Below are 16,904 nucleotides of genomic sequence, written 5' to 3' on the forward strand. Positions count from 1 at the left end.
GCGGTTCTGGGGCTGTGCGGGAGCTGACCGGCCGAGTGCGGCGGCGTCAGGGTCGCCAGATGACGATGCTCACGTCGCGCCGGCGCTCGGCGAAGAAGCCGTCCCGCGCCGCCGTCGTCAACAGCTCGCGCAGGTCCGCCTCGAAGGCGGGCAGCCGATCGCCGAACAGGTGCGGCGTCGAACTGGACAGTGAGAACACCGCCGACGTCAGCTCGTCCACCGACCGCTGCACGACCATCCCCTGCTCGACGGTCAGCCGGGTGGGGCCGGAGAAGCCGGCGGCGAGCATGATCTCCGCCTCGCCACTGGGGGTGCCGGTGGGCAGCGAGCCCTGTCCGGCCCGGCGGACCGGCCCCAGGTAGCGCGCGACCAGTTCGTTGATCCGCGGCCAGGGCGGACGGGGGTACGGCAGTGGGTCGTCGTCGGCCATGCCCTGGTGGGTGGTGGCGCCGACGTGAACCCAGGCCCCGTCGGGCGCGAGCATGTCGCGGACCCGGCGGGCCACCAGCGGCCGATCCATCCAGTGGTACGACTGGGCGAACGTGGCGACCCGGAACGTACCCAGGTCGGCGGGCAGTTCCTCGGCCCGCAGGTGTCGCCATTCGACGTTGGTCACCTCGGCCTCGCTGGCCAGGCGTCGCGCCTCGGTGAGCATGTCCCGGTCGGCGTCCACCCCGACCGCCGCCTCGAACAGGGGCGCGAGCAGCAGCGTCAACGAACCGGGACCGCAGCCCACGTCCAGGAGCCGGCCGGTGCCGTCCAGGTCGAGCGCCGTGCCGACGGCCTCGGCGACTTCGGGCGGGTACGGCCACCGGCCGACGCTGTAGTGCCGGGCGCTGCCGGCGTACAACGTCTCGTCCCACTGCCAGGTCGAGTCAGCCATGGCATCGATGAGACCACAACGACAACGCCCGGCCGACCTGTTATCGGTCTGCCGGGCGTCGATCATGCTCCGCGAGCGGAGGATACGAGATTCGAACTCGTGAGGGTGTAAACCCAACACGCTTTCCAAGCGTGCGCCCTAGGCCTCTAGGCGAATCCTCCGCGAGCCAGGATACAGGCCGCCGTCGACCGGGACACCCCACCACCCCCCGAAGATCGACGAGCCGTCGGGTAGGGTTGGCGTCACCTCCCGTGCGGCGGTATCTCGTGAACCTCCCCAGGGCCGGAAGGCAGCAAGGATAAGCGAGCTCTGCCGGGTGCACGGGAGGCCTTTTCGTTCCCGGGGCCTTGATCCACACCGACGTGCATGATGTCGGGCTGTCAGAGGCGCGCGGACACCCCGGTTTCCAAGAAGCCGAGTCGATCAAGCGCGACGGTCCAGGCGACCCGGCGGGGTGGGTGGTCACCCGCGCCCGACCGGCGCAGAATGGCTCGGTCGAGAGGAGGCGGGACGAGTGACGCTGGCGCTGTACCGCAAGTACCGGCCACGTACCTTCGCCGAGGTCATCGGGCAGGAGCACGTCACCGAGCCGTTGTCGCAGGCGCTGCGTAGCGGCCGGCTCAACCACGCCTACCTCTTCTCCGGCCCGCGCGGCTGCGGCAAGACCACCAGCGCCCGGATCATGGCCCGCTCGCTCAACTGTGAGCAGGGCCCCACCCCCGAACCGTGCGGCAAGTGTGCGTCCTGCCGCTCGCTGGCCGCCGACGGCACCGGCTCCATCGACGTGATCGAGATCGACGCGGCCAGCCACGGTGGTGTCGACGACGCCCGCGAGCTGCGCGAACGCGCCTTCTTCGCGCCGGCCAGCAGCCGCTTCAAGATCTACATCATCGACGAGGCGCACATGGTCTCGACCCAGGGCTTCAACGCCCTGCTCAAGCTGGTCGAGGAGCCCCCGGAGTACGTCAAGTTCATCTTCGCCACCACCGAGCCGGAGAAGGTCCTCGGCACGATCCGGTCGCGCACCCACCACTACCCGTTCCGGCTGTTCCCGCCGAAGGTGGTCCGCCCGTACCTGGAGCAGCTCACCCAGGCCGAGGGCGTCACCGTCGAGCCGGCGGTCTTCCCGCTCGTGGTGCGCGCCGGTGGCGGCAGCATGCGGGACAGCCTCTCCGTGCTCGACCAGCTCATCGCCGGCGCCGGCCCGGAGGGCGTCAGCTACGCCCGGGCCGTCTCCCTGCTCGGGGTCACCGACTCCGCGCTGATCGACGAGATGTGCGACGCGCTGGCCGCCGGTGACGGTGCCGCCGCCTACGCCACCGTCGACCGGGTCGCCGAGGCCGGGCACGACATGCGCCGGTTCGCCTCCGACCTGCTGGAACGGCTCCGCGACCTGATCGTGATCCAGCAGGTGCCGGACGCCGCAGCGAAGGGTCTGATCGACGGCCCGGGCGACCAGATCGAGCGGATGGCCGCCCAGGCTTCGCAACTCGGCTCGGCCACGCTCTCCCGCTGCGCCGACATCGTGCATGACGGCCTGGTCGAGATGCGCGGCACCACCGCACCCCGCCTACTGCTTGAGTTGATCTGCGCCCGGATGCTGCTGCCCGGCGTGGACGACTCCACCGGCGGCCTGCTCCAGCGCCTCGAACGGATGGAACGCCGCCTCACCCTGGGTGGCGCCGACCCCGCCGGGTCCGCGCCGGCCACCACCCCAGGGGTACGCCCACAGCACGCCCCTCCGGTCCCGGCTGCCGCAGCCCCCACACCCGCCGCCGCCCCGACGTCCGCCCCGCCGTGGGATGTCGACCCGACGGCGTCCCCGGCTCCGCGAACCGCAGCTGCCTCGGCTTCCACCGCCCCGACCGCCGCCGGCTCGGCCGCCCCGACCGCTACCGCCGCCGGCTCGGCCGCCGGAATCGCTGGCTCGGCAGATGCCACCTCGGCGGCCGGTGGCGCTGCTGGCAGGCCGGATGCCGCCTCGGGTGCCGGTGGCGCTGCTGGCTCGGCCGATGTCGCCTCGGGCAGCCGAGGTGTGCACGCGCCCTCGGGAGCGGACTCCCCGATTCCGGTGTCGCCCGGCGCGTCGGCCGCCGCCCCGACGGCCGCGCCCGTGTCGCCCGCCGGACCGGGCACCGGCTCGACCCCGCGTCGCGCGGTACCGCCGTCGGCTGTACTGCCCGACCCGGCGACGCCCGCTCCGCCCCGCCCCGGTACGCCGGCCCCGCCACTGGACGCGGTAGCGGTGCGGCGGGTCTGGCCCGACGTGGTCGGCAAGGTCAACCGGACCAACAAGCGGATCGCCGCCCTGATGCGCGACGCGGTGGTCCGCGAACTCGACGGCGACATGCTGGTCCTGACCGTGAAGTCCTCCGTGCTGGCCAAGATGATGGCCGACCACGCGGCGGTGCTCACCGACGCGCTCTACGAGGAGTTGGGCGGGCGCTGGCAGATCCGCTGCGAGGTGGCCGGCGAGCGGGGTGCCGCGTCGCTGTCCGGCCCGCGTCCCCAGGCGGCCGCGCCGACCCGACCCGCCACACCGAACGCGGCCGCCGCCAGTCCGACGAGCGCGCCGCCCGTCGAGCCCGGCCAGAGCGCCGCGCCGACTGTGGCTGCCCTTTCCGGCCCGTCGAGTGCGCCGCCTGCGGCATCCCGTCCGAGTGCGGTGCCCGCTGCGGCTGCCGCTTCGGGCCCGACGAGCACCCCACCGGCCGTGCCGACCTCGACCGCCGCCGGCCTGGAGGACGACTGGCCGGAGGCAGCGCTCCCCGGCGGCGGAGCGCCGGCCGCCGAGGCGGCCGATGACGAGGCCTGGCCGGAGGCTGCCCGCCCCGGCGGCGCGTCAGCCGAAGGCACCGCACGCTCCGACGCCACGTCGGGCGACCCCGCATCGACCGGCACGAACGGTGCAAGGACGAACGGCAGTATCGCCAACGGCGGCGGACCCGGTGTTGCGGGTGGCCCCGGCGCGCTGGCCGGTGGCGGTAAGCCGGGCGGGCGGGACAACCCGACACCGGCGACCCGGCAGCCGGCGTCAGCCGGTGGCGCACCGGTGAGCAGCGCCATCGCCGCGGCTCGCGCGGCGGCGGCGGGGCGCGGTGCGCGTACCCCATCGGCGAGCCGGCCCACCGCGGACGCGGAATGGGCGGGCGAACCTCCCTACGACCCGGACTACGACGGACCGTTGCGCGGCGGACGGCCGGGCGGCGCGGCCCCGGCGGCGAAACCCACCTACGAGGGGTTCGACCCGGGCGACGAGCCGTTGGACGAGGTCATCGACGAGAAGACGGCCCGGGAGTCGAGCGAGGAGCAGGCGGTACGGCTGCTGCGGGAGACCTTCGGCGCTGAGAAGATCGACGAGGTGGATGCTCGGTAGCGGGCGCTTCGCCCAGCAGGACGCCGAGGCAGCAGGCCCACAGCGGGAAGGGCAGTACGGCGACGCGTTCCATGCCGCCCACCCCGATGCCGGTGCCCTGCTGGGCGACGAACAGGACGGTCCCGATCAACGCGGTGAGCCCGGCGGCGAGGGAGAGTCGTCGCCATCGGCCGAGCACCGTGGAGTCGGGCGCGAAACCGGCGAGCAGGAGGCCGACGTTGCCCACACCCATGATCAGGAACGCGCCCAGCACGTGTCGGTTCTCGTCGACGTCGGCCGGATAGCGCGCGGCGAGGGCGTACCCACCGGCGGCCAGCAGCAGGAGGATCTGCGCCGAGCGCACCACCGTGCCCCGGCCGAACAGTCGCCAGGTCAGCAGCAGTCCGGTGGCGAGCAGTACGGCGGTGGCCAGCATCGCCGCGTTCATCAGTGGATGCCAGGGCGAGCAGACCAGACGGGGACGGGTGGTGTCCCAGATCCCGCAGTGCACGTTGCCGAGGTCGCTGATGTTGTGGGTGGCCCAACTGTAGGTCGGCTCGCGCCACCGCAGGCCGGTGATCAGACTGGCCACGAGGAAGATCGGCGCGGCCACCGCCCAGCAGAGCGCGGCGACGCGGCCACTGCGGTTGAGATTCATACGTCGAGCAGACCAGTACGGCGGGTAGCGGCGCACTACCGGCAGACGGCCGGTTCGGGGTAGTGGTAGCCGTACCTGTGCTGTCAGGATGTGCGCCGTGAAGATCACCTCTGCCGGAGAGGGGGCGGCCGATACCGGCAGTCGTCGCGTCAAGTCCGCGGTGGCTACCGTCGTCGGTCTGTTCATCCTGGTTCAGGCATGGACCGTGCCATGGGTCTCCGTGCGTCCGGGTCTGACCACGCTTGACCAACTGATCGGTAGTCCGCCCTCGACCGAGGTGCGGACCTTCGCGCTGACCGAGCTACCCGGCTACTGGCAACCGCTGTGCGTCGGATGGGTGGCCCTGCTGGCGCTGCCGGTGGTGGCCTGGGTGCGCCCGCCGTGGCGGTTCGGTCTGCGGCTGGCGGCCATGCTGCTCGGCATGGTGCTGGGAATCGGCACCCTCCTGCCCGCCACGGCAGCCATCGACGTCAGCGGCTTCCCATTGGAGGACCGCCCCAGCACGACCCTCCTCGGTGGCGTGTGGCTCGGCCTGGTGGGGGTGGTGCTGCTCGTGCGCGCCGTCACCACGCTGCCGGAGCTGCCGGCCCCCGCCGCGGTTCCGGCAGTGGACGCCGCGCTTCCGGCAGTGGACGCCGCGCTTCCGGCAGTGGACGCCGCGCTTCCGGCTGCGGACGCCACGCTTGACGACGAACGGGCCGCGACGATCCCGCCGGCGGTGCCGGAGTCGACACCCTTCGTCTGGCAGGGATCACGCCCGAACGTCCGAACGATGGCCCCGTGGTGGCGGCGTCCGGCACCGATCGTCGGGGTGGTGGCGGTTCTCGGTGTGGCCGGCCTCCTGGTCACCGTCACCTGGCACGCGATCGGATCGGCGCAGGAGCAGCAGCTCGATGCGCTCGACACCCTGGTGGTGGCGGCACCGGTCGGCTCGACGACCGTCGCGCCCGCCGCGGGCGACGACCAGGTCGACCTGGGCCGGGTGCTGCCGCTCTCCCGGGAGCGGACCTTCCTGCTCGCCGAGCAGGCGGACGCCGACGTCGTCCACGTGGCCGGATCGGCCTGGACACAACCGGACGGCACCTCGATCTCGATCACCCTGCTCGAGTTCAACTCGACCGAGTCGGCCAACCAGTTCCGGCGTTCCTATGCCGACCTCCAGCAGGTCACTCCCGGGGAGTTGGCCGAGTTGGCCAGCGTCCCGGGGTCGACGGTCTTCATCGGTGCCGAACGGCCCGGCGTGTGGGCGGTCGCCGGGCGCGACCAGCTCATCGTGATCGCCAGCGCGGCGGGCGGCTCGGCGGGGTCGGTGCCGATCGTCGAGTCGCTGGTCCGCGCGCAGCTCGATCGGTTCTGACCAGCCACCGCGTACCCGCCGGGTGGGGCACGCGATGTCGCTGATACCGGGTCGGTCCGCCGAGCCGGGTGGTGAGGTCGGCGGCTCGATCTCCCCAGCCCGGCTCATCGCCGACGACCGGATCTGCCAGCCGTGGCGCTCCCGGCGTGGGCGGACGCACCGGGCATGGCGACGTCGGTCCCAGCGGCTAGGCTGGTCGGCGGCCGAGCAGACGAGTGCGAGAAGGAGCCATCCGTGCGCCCAGGTGGACAGCCGAACATGCAGCAGATGCTGAAGCAGGCGCAGAAGATGCAGCAGCAGATCGCCGTCGCTCAGGCCGAGCTGGCCGAGGCCGAGCTGACCGGCACGGCCGGCGGCGGGCTGGTCACCGCGACCGTGTCCGGTGCCGGCGAGCTGAAGGCCGTCAAGATCGACCCGAAGGCCGTCGACCCGGACGATGTGGAGACGCTGGAAGACCTGGTGGTGGCGGCCGTGCACAACGCCGCCGAGGCGGCGCGTGAGCTGACCGAGCGCAAGATGGGCCCGGTCACCGGCGGCATGGGCGGCCTCGGCCTGCCCGGTTTCTGAGCCGGCAGATGTACGAAGGCGCCATCCAGGATCTGATCGACGAGCTGGGGCGACTGCCGGGCGTGGGCCCGAAGAGCGCCCAGCGGATCGCGTTCCACGTCCTCTCGGCCGATCCCGCCGACGTGAACCGGCTGGCCGGCGCGCTGCGCAAGGTCAAGGAGCTGGTGCGCTTCTGCACGACCTGTTACAACGTGGCCGAGTCCGAGCAGTGCCGGATCTGCCGCGACCCGCGCCGCACCGACGAGGTGCTGTGCGTGGTGGAGGAGCCGAAGGACGTGGTGGCCATCGAGCGGACCGGTGAGTTCCGGGGCCGCTACCACGTGCTGGGTGGAGCGATCAATCCGCTGGAAGGGATCGGCCCGGACAATCTGCGCATCCGGGAGCTGTTGACCCGGTTGAGCGGCGGCGCGGTGCGGGAGCTGATCCTCGCCACCGACCCCAACACCGAGGGCGAGGCGACCGCCACCTACCTGGCGCTGATGGTGAAGCCGATGGGGATCGCGGTGACCCGGCTGGCCAGCGGTCTGCCGGTCGGCGGCGACCTCGAGTACGCCGACGAGATCACCCTGGGTCGTGCCTTCGAGGGGCGCCGGGCTGTCTGACCCCCACAGATCGTCACCGGTGGGCTACAACTGACTGGGTCCGCGCGATGAGCGCGGGCCCATCGGCGTACCTGGGGAGGTGGCGTGTGGCGACGCGGCGTTCGGAAAAGCGGTCCTGGGCTCCGGCGGTGCTGACGGCCGTGCTGGCGTTGGCCTTCGCCGGTGTCCTTGTGACGATCGAGGTGGGGAGCCGGAGACTCGCGGCGAAGAGTCGCGCGAGTGAGGCCGCGGCCGACGCCACCGTGATCCGGAACGCCCGGTCGTTCGGCGACGCCGTGGTCGCCACCGACGACCCGACGCCAACCGACGAACGGTTGGCGGTGGTCGCGGAGGGCACCCAGGTCGAGGTGCGGGAAGTCCGCCGGGCACCTGACCTGGTGGTGACCGTGTACGGTTCCGCCCCCTACGGCACGATGTTCGGCAGGGTCAGCGTCGACGCGTGCCACCGTGTGACGTTCCACGACCTGGGCGCGGCCCGGGCCGGTGCGGACGTCGAGCGGTTGGAGGTCTGCCCACCGCCCGTTTCCTGATCGACCGCTCCGGATGCCGTCTGTGGCCCGCGTCATCCGGTGGCCGACGGTGGCCTCGTCGCGTCCCAGAGCAACGCGGTCGATGTGTCGCTCGATGCGTTCGTCCTGCCGATGACTGTTAGACGTCTGCGCAAGGTGTCGGGTTGGTAGCGATTGCCTGACGGCCGTTCCGCTTCCGGTGTTACATGTCATAGCCTCCCGCACACGGACCGAGCCACAGCTCGGCGTGGTCATGCGCATGACAGAGGTGAGAGATGCAGGCGAGAAGGCTTAAAACGGCCATGGCCATCGCGGCCGTTGCCGCTCTGGCGGTCGGCGCGGCCGGCTGCGCGGAGAGCGAGCGCGACGGCGACAGTGGCGAGGCCAAGACTGGCGGCACCTTCATCTTCGCGGGTGCCGGTGACCCGAAGAACTTCGATCCGATCTTCAACGACGACGGCGAGTCGTTCCGGCCGGTCCGGCAGATGTTCGACACCCTGGTGAGCCACAAGCCGGGCACGGCTGAGCTGACCGGTGGCCTGGCCGAGAGCTGGGAGCACGACCCGACGGGCAAGGTCTGGACCTTCAAGCTGCGGCAGGGCGTGAAGTTCCACGACGGCACCCCCTTCAACGCGGCGGCGGTCTGCTACAACTTCGACCGCTGGTACAACATGCAGGGCGCCGCGGCCCAGGCGAACATGATCTATTACATGGACGTCTTCGGCGGCTTCGCCAAGAACGAGGCCGAGGGCGCCGGCGAGTCGATCTACGACAAGTGCGAGGCCAAGGACGACGGAACCGCCGTCCTCTCGCTCAAGAAGTACAAGGGTGCCTTCCCGGGCGCCTTCGCGCTGACCTCGCTTTCGATCGCGAGCCCCGAGGCGCTGAAGAAGTACGACGCCAACACGGTGAAGCAGAACGGCGACTCGTTCGAGTACAGCGCCTTCGCCAACGAGCACCCGGTCGGTACCGGCCCGTTCACCTTCGGTGGCTGGGACAAGACCAAGGGCGAGATCACGCTCAACCGGAACCCGGACTACTTCGGTGACAAGGCCAAGGTCGACAAGATGATCATCAAGATCATCAAGGACGAGAACACCCGCAAGCAGGAGCTGCGTGCCGGTACCGTCCAGGGCATCGACTTCCCGGCCCCGGCCGACACCAAGGCGCTCGGCGACGAGGGCTTCCAGGTCATCGCCCGCCCCGCGTTCAACATCCTCTACCTGGGCATCAACCAGAAGAACCCGAAGCTCAAGGACCTGCGGGTGCGGCAGGCGATCGCCTACGCGCTCAACCGCCAGCAGCTCGCGCAGACCAAGGGCCCGACCGGCGCCAAGGTCGCCGACGAGTTCATGCCGGACACCGTGCTCGGCTACGCCCCGGACGTGCAGAAGTACGAGTACAACCCGGACAAGGCCAAGCAGCTCCTCAAGGAGGCCGGCGCCGAGGGTCTGACGCTGAACTTCTACTACCCGCCGGACGTCTCCCGGCCGTACATGCCGAACCCGCAGGAGATCTTCACGATCCTCGCCAACGACCTCCAGGCCGTGGGGATCAAGGTCAACGGCGTTCCTCGCCCGTGGAACGGCGGCTTCAAGGACGACGTGCAGACGTTCGGCAAGCAGGACCTGCACATCCTCGGCTGGACCGGTGACTACAACGACCCGGGCAACTTCGTCGGCACCTTCTTCGGCCGGGGCAAGGCCGAGTTCGGCGACCAGGGCATGACCGAGATGTTCGACGCCATCGCCAAGGCCGACGGCACCGTCGACGACGCCGGCAAGAAGGCCGCCTGGGAGCAGGTCAACCGGGACATCGCGGCCAAGTGGCTGCCGGCCGTGCCGGTCTGGCACGCGCCGCCGGCGATCGTCGTCACCAAGGACGTCGAGGGCCTGAAGGCCAGCCCGCTGACCGACGAGCGGTTCAACACCGTCAGCGTCAAGAAGTGACGTCAATCGGCTGATGCCGTAGGCGGAATCGGCCCGGGTTGGGGGTTTCCCCCGCCCGGGCCGATTCCGCGACCATCGAGAGTCTGGTGTGTGAGAGATGTTGCGAGTCATAGTCCGCCGCCTGCTACAGCTGGTGGTGACGCTGATAGCCCTGTCGGCGCTGATCTTCGTCTGGTTGCGGAACCTGCCCGGCGGCCCGGTCGACGCGCTGCTCGGTGAACGGGCGACCCCCGAGACCAGGGCTCTGCTGACCAAGGCGCTCGGTTACGACCAGCCGATCCTCGTGCAGTACGGCAAGTTCATGCAGCGGATCCTCACCGGTGACCTCGGCAACTCGATCCGTACCGGTGACCCGGTCACCGAGGTCATCGGCCGGGCCTTCCCGGCCACCGTGGAGCTCGCCCTCACGGCGATGCTCATCGCGGTTGGGCTGGGCGTCCCACTGGGTTATCTCGCCGCCCGCTGGCGCGGCCGGATCCTCGACCACCTGACGGTGGTGGGCACGCTGCTCGGCGTCTCGATCCCGATCTTCTTCCTGGGCTATCTGCTCAAGGACGTCTTCACCCAGAACATCCACTGGTTCCCGCCGTCCGGCCGGGTCAGCATCGGGTTGGACAACACCAACATCACCGGCTTCTTCGTCCTGGACAGCCTGCTCACCCGGGAGTTCGACGCCACCGCCGACGCGCTCTGGCACCTGATCCTCCCGGCGTTCACGCTCGCCACGATCCCGCTGGCGGTCATCGTCCGGATGACCCGGGCCAGCGTGCTGGACGTGCTCAACGAGGACTACGTACGCACGGCGGAAGCCAAGGGCCTGCGGAACCGCACCGTCCGTGGCCGGCACATCCTGCGCAACGCGCTCCTGCCGGTGGTCACCACCATCGGTCTCCAGACCGGCGCGCTGTTGTCCGGCGCGGTCCTCACCGAGAAGGTCTACAACTGGGGTGGTCTCGGCACGCTGATCACCGACTCGATCACCGGCAGCCGCGACTACCCGATTCTCCAGGCGCTGATCCTGCTGTCCGCGCTGGTCTTCGTGGTGGTCAATCTCCTGGTGGACCTCTCCTACGCCTTCATCGACCCCAGGGTGCGTGTGCGATGACCGAACCAAACACGCAGGCCGGCATCCCTGCTCCCCGTAGCGACAAGGAGCAGGCGTCCGACGCGGGCCGCACCCGTCTCAGTGACCGCAAGAAGGCCCGCCTCGACGAACTGGCCCAGTCCACCGCCGCCCCCGGCGGCGTGAGCCTGCTCCGCGACGCGTTCCGTCGGCTGCGCCGCAACCCGGCGGCCATCGTGGGCGCCGCCATCATCGCGCTCTTCGTGTTGGTGGCGATCTTCGCGCCGTTGATCGCCCCGCACGACCCGGTGCAGCGCTTCGATGAGCTGACCGACGTCCTTACGCCCAACAACATCGCCGGGCCCATGGACGGCTTCCCCCTCGGTTCGGACGAGCTGGGCCGGGACCTGCTGTCCCGCCTGGTCTACGGCAGCCGGCAGACCCTCTTCGTCGGCGTCCTCGCCACCCTCATCGGGCTCGCCATCGGCGTGCTGTTCGGTGCGATCGCCGGCGCCGTCGGCGGTTGGGTGGACAACATCCTCATGCGGATCACCGACGTGATGCTGGCCCTGCCCGCCCTGCTGCTGGCGATCACCCTGGTCGCCCTGGCCAGCAAGTCGAGCCAGTGGACGGTCATCATGGCGGTGGCCATCGTCAACGTGCCGATCTTCGCCCGGCTGCTGCGCGGCTCGATGCTCGCCCAGCGCGAGAGCGACCACGTGCTGGCCGCGCGGGCGTTGGGCGTCAAGCAGCGCAGCATCGTGCTGCGGCACATGCTGCCCAACGCCATGACCGCGGTGATCGTGCAGGCGACGCTGACGCTCTCCGTCGCGATCATCGAGGCCGCGTCGCTCTCGTTCCTCGGCCTCGGCGACCCCGATCGGGACCGGGCCGAGTGGGGCGCGATGCTCGGCGACGCCGGTGTGCGCTACTTCGAGGTACGCCCGGAACTGGCCTACTACCCGGCGTTGGCGATCATCGTGGTCGCGCTCGGCTTCACCCTGTTCGGTGAGGCGATGCGCGAGGCCATCGACCCGAAGAACCGGCGGTGATCGCGGTGTGCCCGATCAGCAAGGACCACAGCAGTAAGGAAGTGACCCGATGAGCCTGCTCGACGTGCGTGACCTGAGCGTCGTGTTCCAGCGGCGCGGCGAGCGACCCTTCAACGCCGTCGACAAGGTCAGCTTCACGGTGGAGCCGGGGCAGACCGTCGGCCTGGTCGGCGAGTCCGGCTGCGGCAAGAGCGTGACCAGCCTCGCCATCATGGGTCTGCTGCCCAAGCGCGGCAACAGGGTCAGTGGAGAGGTGCTGTTCGACGGCGCGGACCTGCTGAAGCTGCGACCGGGCGACATGCGTGACCGGCGCGGCCGGGACATCGGCATGATCTTCCAGGACCCGCTGTCGTCGCTGAACCCGGTCATCCCGATCGGTGTGCAGGTGGCCGAGGTGCTGGAACGCCACCAGGGCCGGGACCGTAAGCAGGCGCTGCGGGAGGCACGGGACCTGCTCGACGCGGTCGGCATCCCCGACCCGCAGCGGCGGCTCAGCGAGTACCCGCACCAGATCTCCGGCGGCATGCGCCAGCGCGCCCTGATCGCCATCGCGTTGGCCTGCAAGCCCCGGTTGCTGATCGCCGACGAGCCCACCACCGCGCTCGACGTGACCATCCAGGCGCAGATCCTCACGCTGCTCAAGCAGTTGGTGGACGAGAGCGGCACCGCGCTGATCATGATCACGCACGACCTGGGCGTGGTGGCCGGGCTCTGCGACACGGTCAACGTGCTCTACGGGGGCAAGGTGATCGAGCGGGCGCGGCGGCACGAGCTGTTCGCGCACGCCCGGCACCCGTACACCCACGGGCTGCTCAACTCGGTGCCGCGGCTGGACTCCCCGCGCGGCGAGCGACTGCACGCGATCCGCGGGTCGGTCGCCGACAACATCCCGTGGACCGAGGGGTGTGCGTTCGCGCCGCGCTGCGACCACGTCGTGGACGCGTGCCTGGAAGGGCCCCCGCCGCTCGAACCCACCGCCACCGGCGGCGACCTGCGCTGCAACAACCCCGTCTCTGAGGAGGTGGCGGTCCGATGACCGACGAGACCCCTGCGCTGATCGAGCTGCGCGATGTCAAGGTCCACTTCCCGATCAAGAGCGGCCTGCTCTTCGACCGGACCGTCGGGTACGTCTACGCGGTCGACGGCGTGTCGCTGAGCATCCGCAAGGGCCAGACGTACGGGCTGGTGGGCGAGTCCGGCTGCGGCAAGTCGACCCTCGGCCGTGGCCTGCTGCGGCTCGTCGAGCCCACCGACGGCGAGATCGTGTTCGACGGCACCGACGTACGCGCCCTCGAGGGCGAGGCCATGCGGCGGGCCCGTCGCCGCATGCAGATGATCTTCCAGGACCCGCTGTCCAGCCTCGACCCCCGGCAGTCGGTGGAGTCGCTGCTGGTGGAGGGCCTGAAGGCGCACGGGTTGGCCGGCGACAAGGCCGAGACGAACCGGCGACTGCGCGAGACGCTGGAGGCGGTGGGCCTGCCCGCGTCCGCCCTCAGCAAGTACCCGCACGAGTTCTCCGGCGGTCAGCGCCAGCGCATCGGCATCGCTCGGGCCCTGGTGCTCAACCCGGACCTGATCGTCGCCGACGAGCCGGTCTCCGCACTCGACGTGTCGATCCAGGCGCAGGTGCTCAACCTGCTCGAGGATCTGCAGAACGAGCGCGGCCTGACGTACCTGATCATCGCGCACGACCTGGCGGTGGTCCGGCACATCGCCGACACCGTGGGCGTCATGTACCTCGGCGGTCTGGTCGAGGAGGCGTCCAGCGACGACCTGTACCGCGAGCCGATGCACCCTTACACCCGGGCGCTGATGTCCGCGGTGCCGGTGCCCGACCCGGTCGTCGAGGACCGCCGCGAGCGCATCCTGCTCGCCGGTGACCTGCCCTCGCCCAGCAACCCGCCGGCGGGCTGCCGGTTCCACACCCGGTGCCCGTGGGCGCAGCCGACCCGCTGCGCGAGCGAGCGACCGGAGCTGCGGGACGTGGTCGGCGGGCACCGGGTGGCCTGCCACTTCGCCGAGGACATCGCCGCCGGTCGGATCCGCCCGCACGAGGTCGAGGTGGAGTTGGTCCGCCCGACCGACGGCACCGGCCCGGTCGACCCGCCCGGCGAGCTGATCCCCACCCCGTGACGCGGTCAGGGGCCGTCCGTGACGGACGGCCCCTGACCGGCGTACGGGCTGTCAGCCCTCGGGGCGGTTCAGCAGGGCAACCGCCACGGCGTGCACCGCGTCCAGCCCTGCCGGATCGGGCAGCGCGACCAGCCCGCCGGTCACCACGTACCACTCGTCCGCGTCCTTGTACTGCACCCGCAGCGTGACCTTGCCGTCCGCGTACTCGGTGCGCAGGGTCAGCTCCCCGGTGACGACGCCGACCTCGTCGGTCATCACCCCACCCGGGCCGGGCACGATGTCGGCGGTCCGGCTCTGCGGGGCACTGGCGCCGGTCGAGTCCGCGACCATGCCGGCCCCCGGCACCGCGGCCGGGGTGTCGCCGGTGCCGTCCGCGGTCATCCCGGCCGCGGACGGGGCCGTGTCCGCGGTCGCCTTGGCCTCTGTCGCAGGTTCCTCGCTCATCAGCAGCCCTCCAGCATGTCGGTCAGCGCGGATTTCTCGGCACTGGTCACCGTCAGCTTCCAGTAGTGCTTCACCGTCACCCAGTCCTTGGCGTACTGGCACCAGTACGACCGGTTCGCCGGCTTCCACTGGGACGGATCCTGGTCACCCTTTGCCCGATTGGAGGACGCGGAAACCGCGATGAGCTGCGGACGTGTGGTGTCGTTGGCGAAGTCGCCACGCTTGGCGTTGTCCCACTCGTCGGCGCCGGAGCGCCACGCGTTGGCCAACGGCACCGTGTGGTCGATGTCCACCTGGGAGGGATCGGTCGCGCTGCGGCCGTCGTACACGCTCTCCCAGCGACCCCCGACCACGTTGCAGCCGGAGAGTTTCACGTCCTTGCCGTCGCGTTGCAGGATCGAGTCCCGCACGTCGCAGTTCTTGCCGGTGTCCCGCCAGTGTGGGAAGCGCTCCCGGCTGTAGCCCTTCATCGAGCCAGCGGTGGCGACGGTCAACTGGCCCAACTGTTCGACGGCGTTACCGCCGCCACCCGGCGTCGGCGTGGTCTCCGCCTCCTCGGGTGGGACGCAGCCGGCCATGACGAGCGCCAGCGCCGCGACGAGCGCGGCCATCGACGCACGCGGTCCTGATCTGGTACGCACAGACGACACCTCTCCAGCTTGCGGGCTCCCGGCGCTTGCGCACAGTACCCGGGGACGGTTTCGGCGTTTCGTGGCGTCTCCCACAATGTGCAAGCAAGATTGGTGGGATGACCTCCTCCGTACCGTCGCCCGCACTGCGGATGGGCACCGCCGCCGGCCGGGGAACCCTGCTCGCCGCGGTGCTCGCCTCCGGCATGGTCTTCCTGGACACCACGGTCGTCAACGTGGCGTTGCCGAAACTCGGCCAGGACCTCGGGGCCAACGTCGCCGATCTTCAGTGGACCATCAACGGGTATCTGTTGACGCTCGCGGCGTTCGTGCTGCTCGGCGGGTCGCTCGGGGACCGCTTCGGTCGGCGGCGGGTGTTCCTCATTGGCGTGTTCTGGTTCACCGCCGCGTCGGTGCTGTGCGGGCTCGCCCAGGGCACCGGCACCCTCATCGCGGCCCGGATCGTGCAGGGCGCGGGCGGAGCGCTCCTCACGCCCGGTTCGCTCTCGGTGCTCCAGGCCAGCTTCCACCCCGACGACCGGGGTCGGGCGATCGGCGCGTGGGCCGGACTGTCCGGAGTGTCCACGGCGTTGGGGCCGTTCATCGGCGGCTGGCTGATCGACACCCTCTCGTGGCGGTGGATCTTCTTCCTCAACCTGCCGATCGCCGTCCTGGTCGTGCTGGCCGCGCTGCGTTGGGTGCCGGAGAGTCGCGACGAGAACGCCTCCCGCACCCACGGGCCGGGCCGTACGCGCCGCCGCTTCGACGTGGCCGGGGCGGTGCTCGGCGCACTGGCGCTCGCCGGCGTCACGTACGCCCTGATCGACGCGCCCGCTCGCGGCTTCGCCTCGGCGCCGGTGGTGATCGCCGCGCTGGTCGGTGTGGTGGCCGCGGTGACCTTCGTGCTGCTGGAACGGCGGCGCGGGGACACCGCGATGCTGCCCACCGGGCTGTTCAGCAGCCGGCTCTTCGCCGTCCTGAACGTCTTCACCGTGGTGGTCTACGCCGCGCTCGGCGGGTTCACCTTCTTCTTCGCCGTCTACCTGCAGAACGTCGTCGAGTGGTCGGCGTTCCGGACCGGGATCGCGCTGCTGCCGATGACGGTGCTGCTGCTCGTCGGCTCGGCCCGGGCCGGTGCGATGTCGGCCCGGATCGGTCCCCGGCTGCCACTGGCCGTGGGCCCGGTGATCGCCGCCATCGGCCTGCTGCTGCTGCGCGGCGTCGGCCCCGGCGCGTCCTACTGGACCGACGTGCTGCCCGGGGTGCTGCTCTTCGGCCTCGGACTGACCCTGGTGGTGGCGCCGCTGACCGCGTCGGTGCTCGCGGCCGTGCAGGATCGGTTCTCCGGGGTTGCGAGCGGCTTCAACAACGCCGCGTCCCGGGCCGGTGGTCTGCTCGCCGTGGCCGCGCTGCCGCTGCTGGTGGGCCTGTCCGGTGGCGGCTACGAGCAGAAGGCCGAGCTGACCGACGCGTTCCGGGCGGCGCTGGCCTGGTGCGCGGGGCTACTGCTGGCCGGCGCGGTGCTGGCCCTCGTGCTGGTGCACCGGCCACCCCGGGAGGCCCCACCGTCGCAGCCCTGCCACTCGATGCCCGCCGCCACGCCCCCGCGATGAGCAACGCCCCGATGTAAGGAAGGGCCCCTTGTTAGCGCCTAGGCGCGAACAAGGGGCCCGTGCGTACATCTCAGCGGCGGGCGCGGTGGA

At 70.9% G+C, this 16,904-nt stretch carries 15 protein-coding genes, 1 tRNA gene and 1 other RNA gene; 12 read left to right on the top strand and 5 right to left on the bottom strand.

The features are described from left to right. Positions 1-46: 46 nt before the first annotated feature. A complete protein-coding gene (locus AB0J36_RS31510; protein WP_363661495.1) occupies positions 47-883 on the bottom strand; it encodes a class I SAM-dependent methyltransferase in 837 nt (278 codons plus the stop codon). 76 nt (positions 884-959) lie between these two features. Then, a tRNA-Ser gene (locus AB0J36_RS31515) sits at positions 960-1,044 on the bottom strand. A gap of 82 nt (positions 1,045-1,126) precedes the next feature. Between AB0J36_RS31515 and ffs the strand changes: the two genes are divergently transcribed. Next, an RNA gene (ffs, locus tag AB0J36_RS31520) (signal recognition particle sRNA small type) lies at positions 1,127-1,216 on the top strand. A gap of 181 nt (positions 1,217-1,397) precedes the next feature. Continuing rightward, positions 1,398-4,259, top strand: a complete 2,862-nt coding sequence (locus AB0J36_RS31525; protein ID WP_357172705.1) for a DNA polymerase III subunit gamma and tau — start codon at positions 1,398-1,400, stop codon at positions 4,257-4,259. On the opposite strand, the gene AB0J36_RS31530 is transcribed toward AB0J36_RS31525, so the two are convergent. Next, entirely contained in the window at positions 4,156-4,896 is a 741-nt protein-coding gene (locus tag AB0J36_RS31530; RefSeq protein WP_357132909.1) for a DUF998 domain-containing protein, read from the bottom strand. The two genes, AB0J36_RS31525 and AB0J36_RS31530, sit on opposite strands and share 104 nt — an antisense overlap. A 97-nt stretch (positions 4,897-4,993) precedes the next feature. Between AB0J36_RS31530 and AB0J36_RS31535 the strand changes: the two genes are divergently transcribed. The 9 genes from AB0J36_RS31535 to AB0J36_RS31575 all read left to right on the top strand — a co-directional run bounded on the left by AB0J36_RS31535 (position 4,994) and on the right by AB0J36_RS31575 (position 14,128). Next, positions 4,994-6,253 (top strand): hypothetical protein, encoded by a 1,260-nt coding sequence (locus AB0J36_RS31535; RefSeq protein ID WP_363661496.1) that lies wholly within the window; start codon positions 4,994-4,996, stop codon positions 6,251-6,253. A gap of 258 nt (positions 6,254-6,511) precedes the next feature. After that, positions 6,512-6,820: a YbaB/EbfC family nucleoid-associated protein gene (locus AB0J36_RS31540; RefSeq protein ID WP_357132973.1), complete on the top strand. Its 309-nt coding sequence runs from the start codon at positions 6,512-6,514 to the stop codon at positions 6,818-6,820. Between the two features lie 8 nt (positions 6,821-6,828). Beyond that, on the top strand, positions 6,829-7,422 hold the full coding sequence (gene recR, locus AB0J36_RS31545) for a recombination mediator RecR (RefSeq protein WP_355052561.1): 594 nt from the start codon (positions 6,829-6,831) through the stop codon (positions 7,420-7,422). Positions 7,423-7,508: 86 nt separating this feature from the next. Continuing rightward, positions 7,509-7,952: a hypothetical protein gene (locus AB0J36_RS31550; RefSeq protein WP_357132905.1), complete on the top strand. Its 444-nt coding sequence runs from the start codon at positions 7,509-7,511 to the stop codon at positions 7,950-7,952. A gap of 254 nt (positions 7,953-8,206) precedes the next feature. Continuing rightward, positions 8,207-9,880 (top strand): ABC transporter substrate-binding protein, encoded by a 1,674-nt coding sequence (locus tag AB0J36_RS31555; RefSeq protein WP_357132903.1) that lies wholly within the window; start codon positions 8,207-8,209, stop codon positions 9,878-9,880. A gap of 97 nt (positions 9,881-9,977) precedes the next feature. After that, positions 9,978-10,985, top strand: coding sequence for an ABC transporter permease (locus AB0J36_RS31560; protein ID WP_357132901.1), 1,008 nt, complete (start codon positions 9,978-9,980; stop codon positions 10,983-10,985). After that, positions 10,982-11,995 (top strand): ABC transporter permease, encoded by a 1,014-nt coding sequence (locus AB0J36_RS31565; RefSeq protein WP_363661497.1) that lies wholly within the window; start codon positions 10,982-10,984, stop codon positions 11,993-11,995. Before AB0J36_RS31560 ends, AB0J36_RS31565 begins: the two co-directional genes overlap by 4 nt. Positions 11,996-12,044: 49 nt before the next feature. Beyond that, entirely contained in the window at positions 12,045-13,031 is a 987-nt protein-coding gene (locus tag AB0J36_RS31570; RefSeq protein ID WP_357132897.1) for an ABC transporter ATP-binding protein, read from the top strand. Further along, positions 13,028-14,128 (top strand): ABC transporter ATP-binding protein, encoded by a 1,101-nt coding sequence (locus tag AB0J36_RS31575; protein WP_357172696.1) that lies wholly within the window; start codon positions 13,028-13,030, stop codon positions 14,126-14,128. The genes AB0J36_RS31570 and AB0J36_RS31575 overlap by 4 nt, the downstream gene beginning before the upstream one ends. A 51-nt stretch (positions 14,129-14,179) precedes the next feature. Here AB0J36_RS31575 and AB0J36_RS31580 read toward each other — a convergent pair whose 3' ends face one another. Next, on the bottom strand, positions 14,180-14,572 hold the full coding sequence (locus AB0J36_RS31580) for a hypothetical protein (protein WP_357172694.1): 393 nt from the start codon (positions 14,570-14,572) through the stop codon (positions 14,180-14,182). Further along, positions 14,572-15,183: an HNH endonuclease family protein gene (locus AB0J36_RS31585; protein ID WP_357132971.1), complete on the bottom strand. Its 612-nt coding sequence runs from the start codon at positions 15,181-15,183 to the stop codon at positions 14,572-14,574. Before AB0J36_RS31585 ends, AB0J36_RS31580 begins: the two co-directional genes overlap by 1 nt. A gap of 137 nt (positions 15,184-15,320) precedes the next feature. On the opposite strand from AB0J36_RS31585, the gene AB0J36_RS31590 reads away from it, so the two are divergent. Beyond that, complete coding sequence (locus AB0J36_RS31590) at positions 15,321-16,814, top strand: MFS transporter (protein WP_357132891.1); 1,494 nt, start codon at positions 15,321-15,323, stop codon at positions 16,812-16,814. Positions 16,815-16,904: the final 90 nt, after the last annotated feature.

Origin of the sequence: Micromonospora sp. NPDC049662 (genome assembly GCF_040675055.1) — a bacterium.
Classification (GTDB): Bacteria; Actinomycetota; Actinomycetes; order Mycobacteriales; family Micromonosporaceae; genus Micromonospora.

Bases quoted from the DNA above. Each gene is read 5' to 3' on its own strand.
- AB0J36_RS31510 (WP_363661495.1), bottom strand. From the start codon at position 883: ATGGCTGACTCGACCTGGCAGTGGGACGAGACGTTGTACGCCGGCAGC.
- AB0J36_RS31530 (WP_357132909.1), bottom strand. From the start codon at position 4,896: ATGAATCTCAACCGCAGTGGCCGCGTCGCCGCGCTCTGCTGGGCGGTG.
- AB0J36_RS31540 (WP_357132973.1), top strand. From the start codon at position 6,512: ATGCAGCAGATGCTGAAGCAGGCGCAGAAGATGCAGCAGCAGATCGCC.
- recR (WP_355052561.1), top strand. From the start codon at position 6,829: ATGTACGAAGGCGCCATCCAGGATCTGATCGACGAGCTGGGGCGACTG.
- AB0J36_RS31555 (WP_357132903.1), top strand. From the start codon at position 8,207: ATGCAGGCGAGAAGGCTTAAAACGGCCATGGCCATCGCGGCCGTTGCC.
- AB0J36_RS31560 (WP_357132901.1), top strand. From the start codon at position 9,978: ATGTTGCGAGTCATAGTCCGCCGCCTGCTACAGCTGGTGGTGACGCTG.
- AB0J36_RS31565 (WP_363661497.1), top strand. From the start codon at position 10,982: ATGACCGAACCAAACACGCAGGCCGGCATCCCTGCTCCCCGTAGCGAC.
- AB0J36_RS31570 (WP_357132897.1), top strand. From the start codon at position 12,045: ATGAGCCTGCTCGACGTGCGTGACCTGAGCGTCGTGTTCCAGCGGCGC.
- AB0J36_RS31575 (WP_357172696.1), top strand. From the start codon at position 13,028: ATGACCGACGAGACCCCTGCGCTGATCGAGCTGCGCGATGTCAAGGTC.
- AB0J36_RS31580 (WP_357172694.1), bottom strand. From the start codon at position 14,572: ATGAGCGAGGAACCTGCGACAGAGGCCAAGGCGACCGCGGACACGGCC.
- AB0J36_RS31585 (WP_357132971.1), bottom strand. From the start codon at position 15,183: ATGGCCGCGCTCGTCGCGGCGCTGGCGCTCGTCATGGCCGGCTGCGTC.
- AB0J36_RS31590 (WP_357132891.1), top strand. From the start codon at position 15,321: ATGACCTCCTCCGTACCGTCGCCCGCACTGCGGATGGGCACCGCCGCC.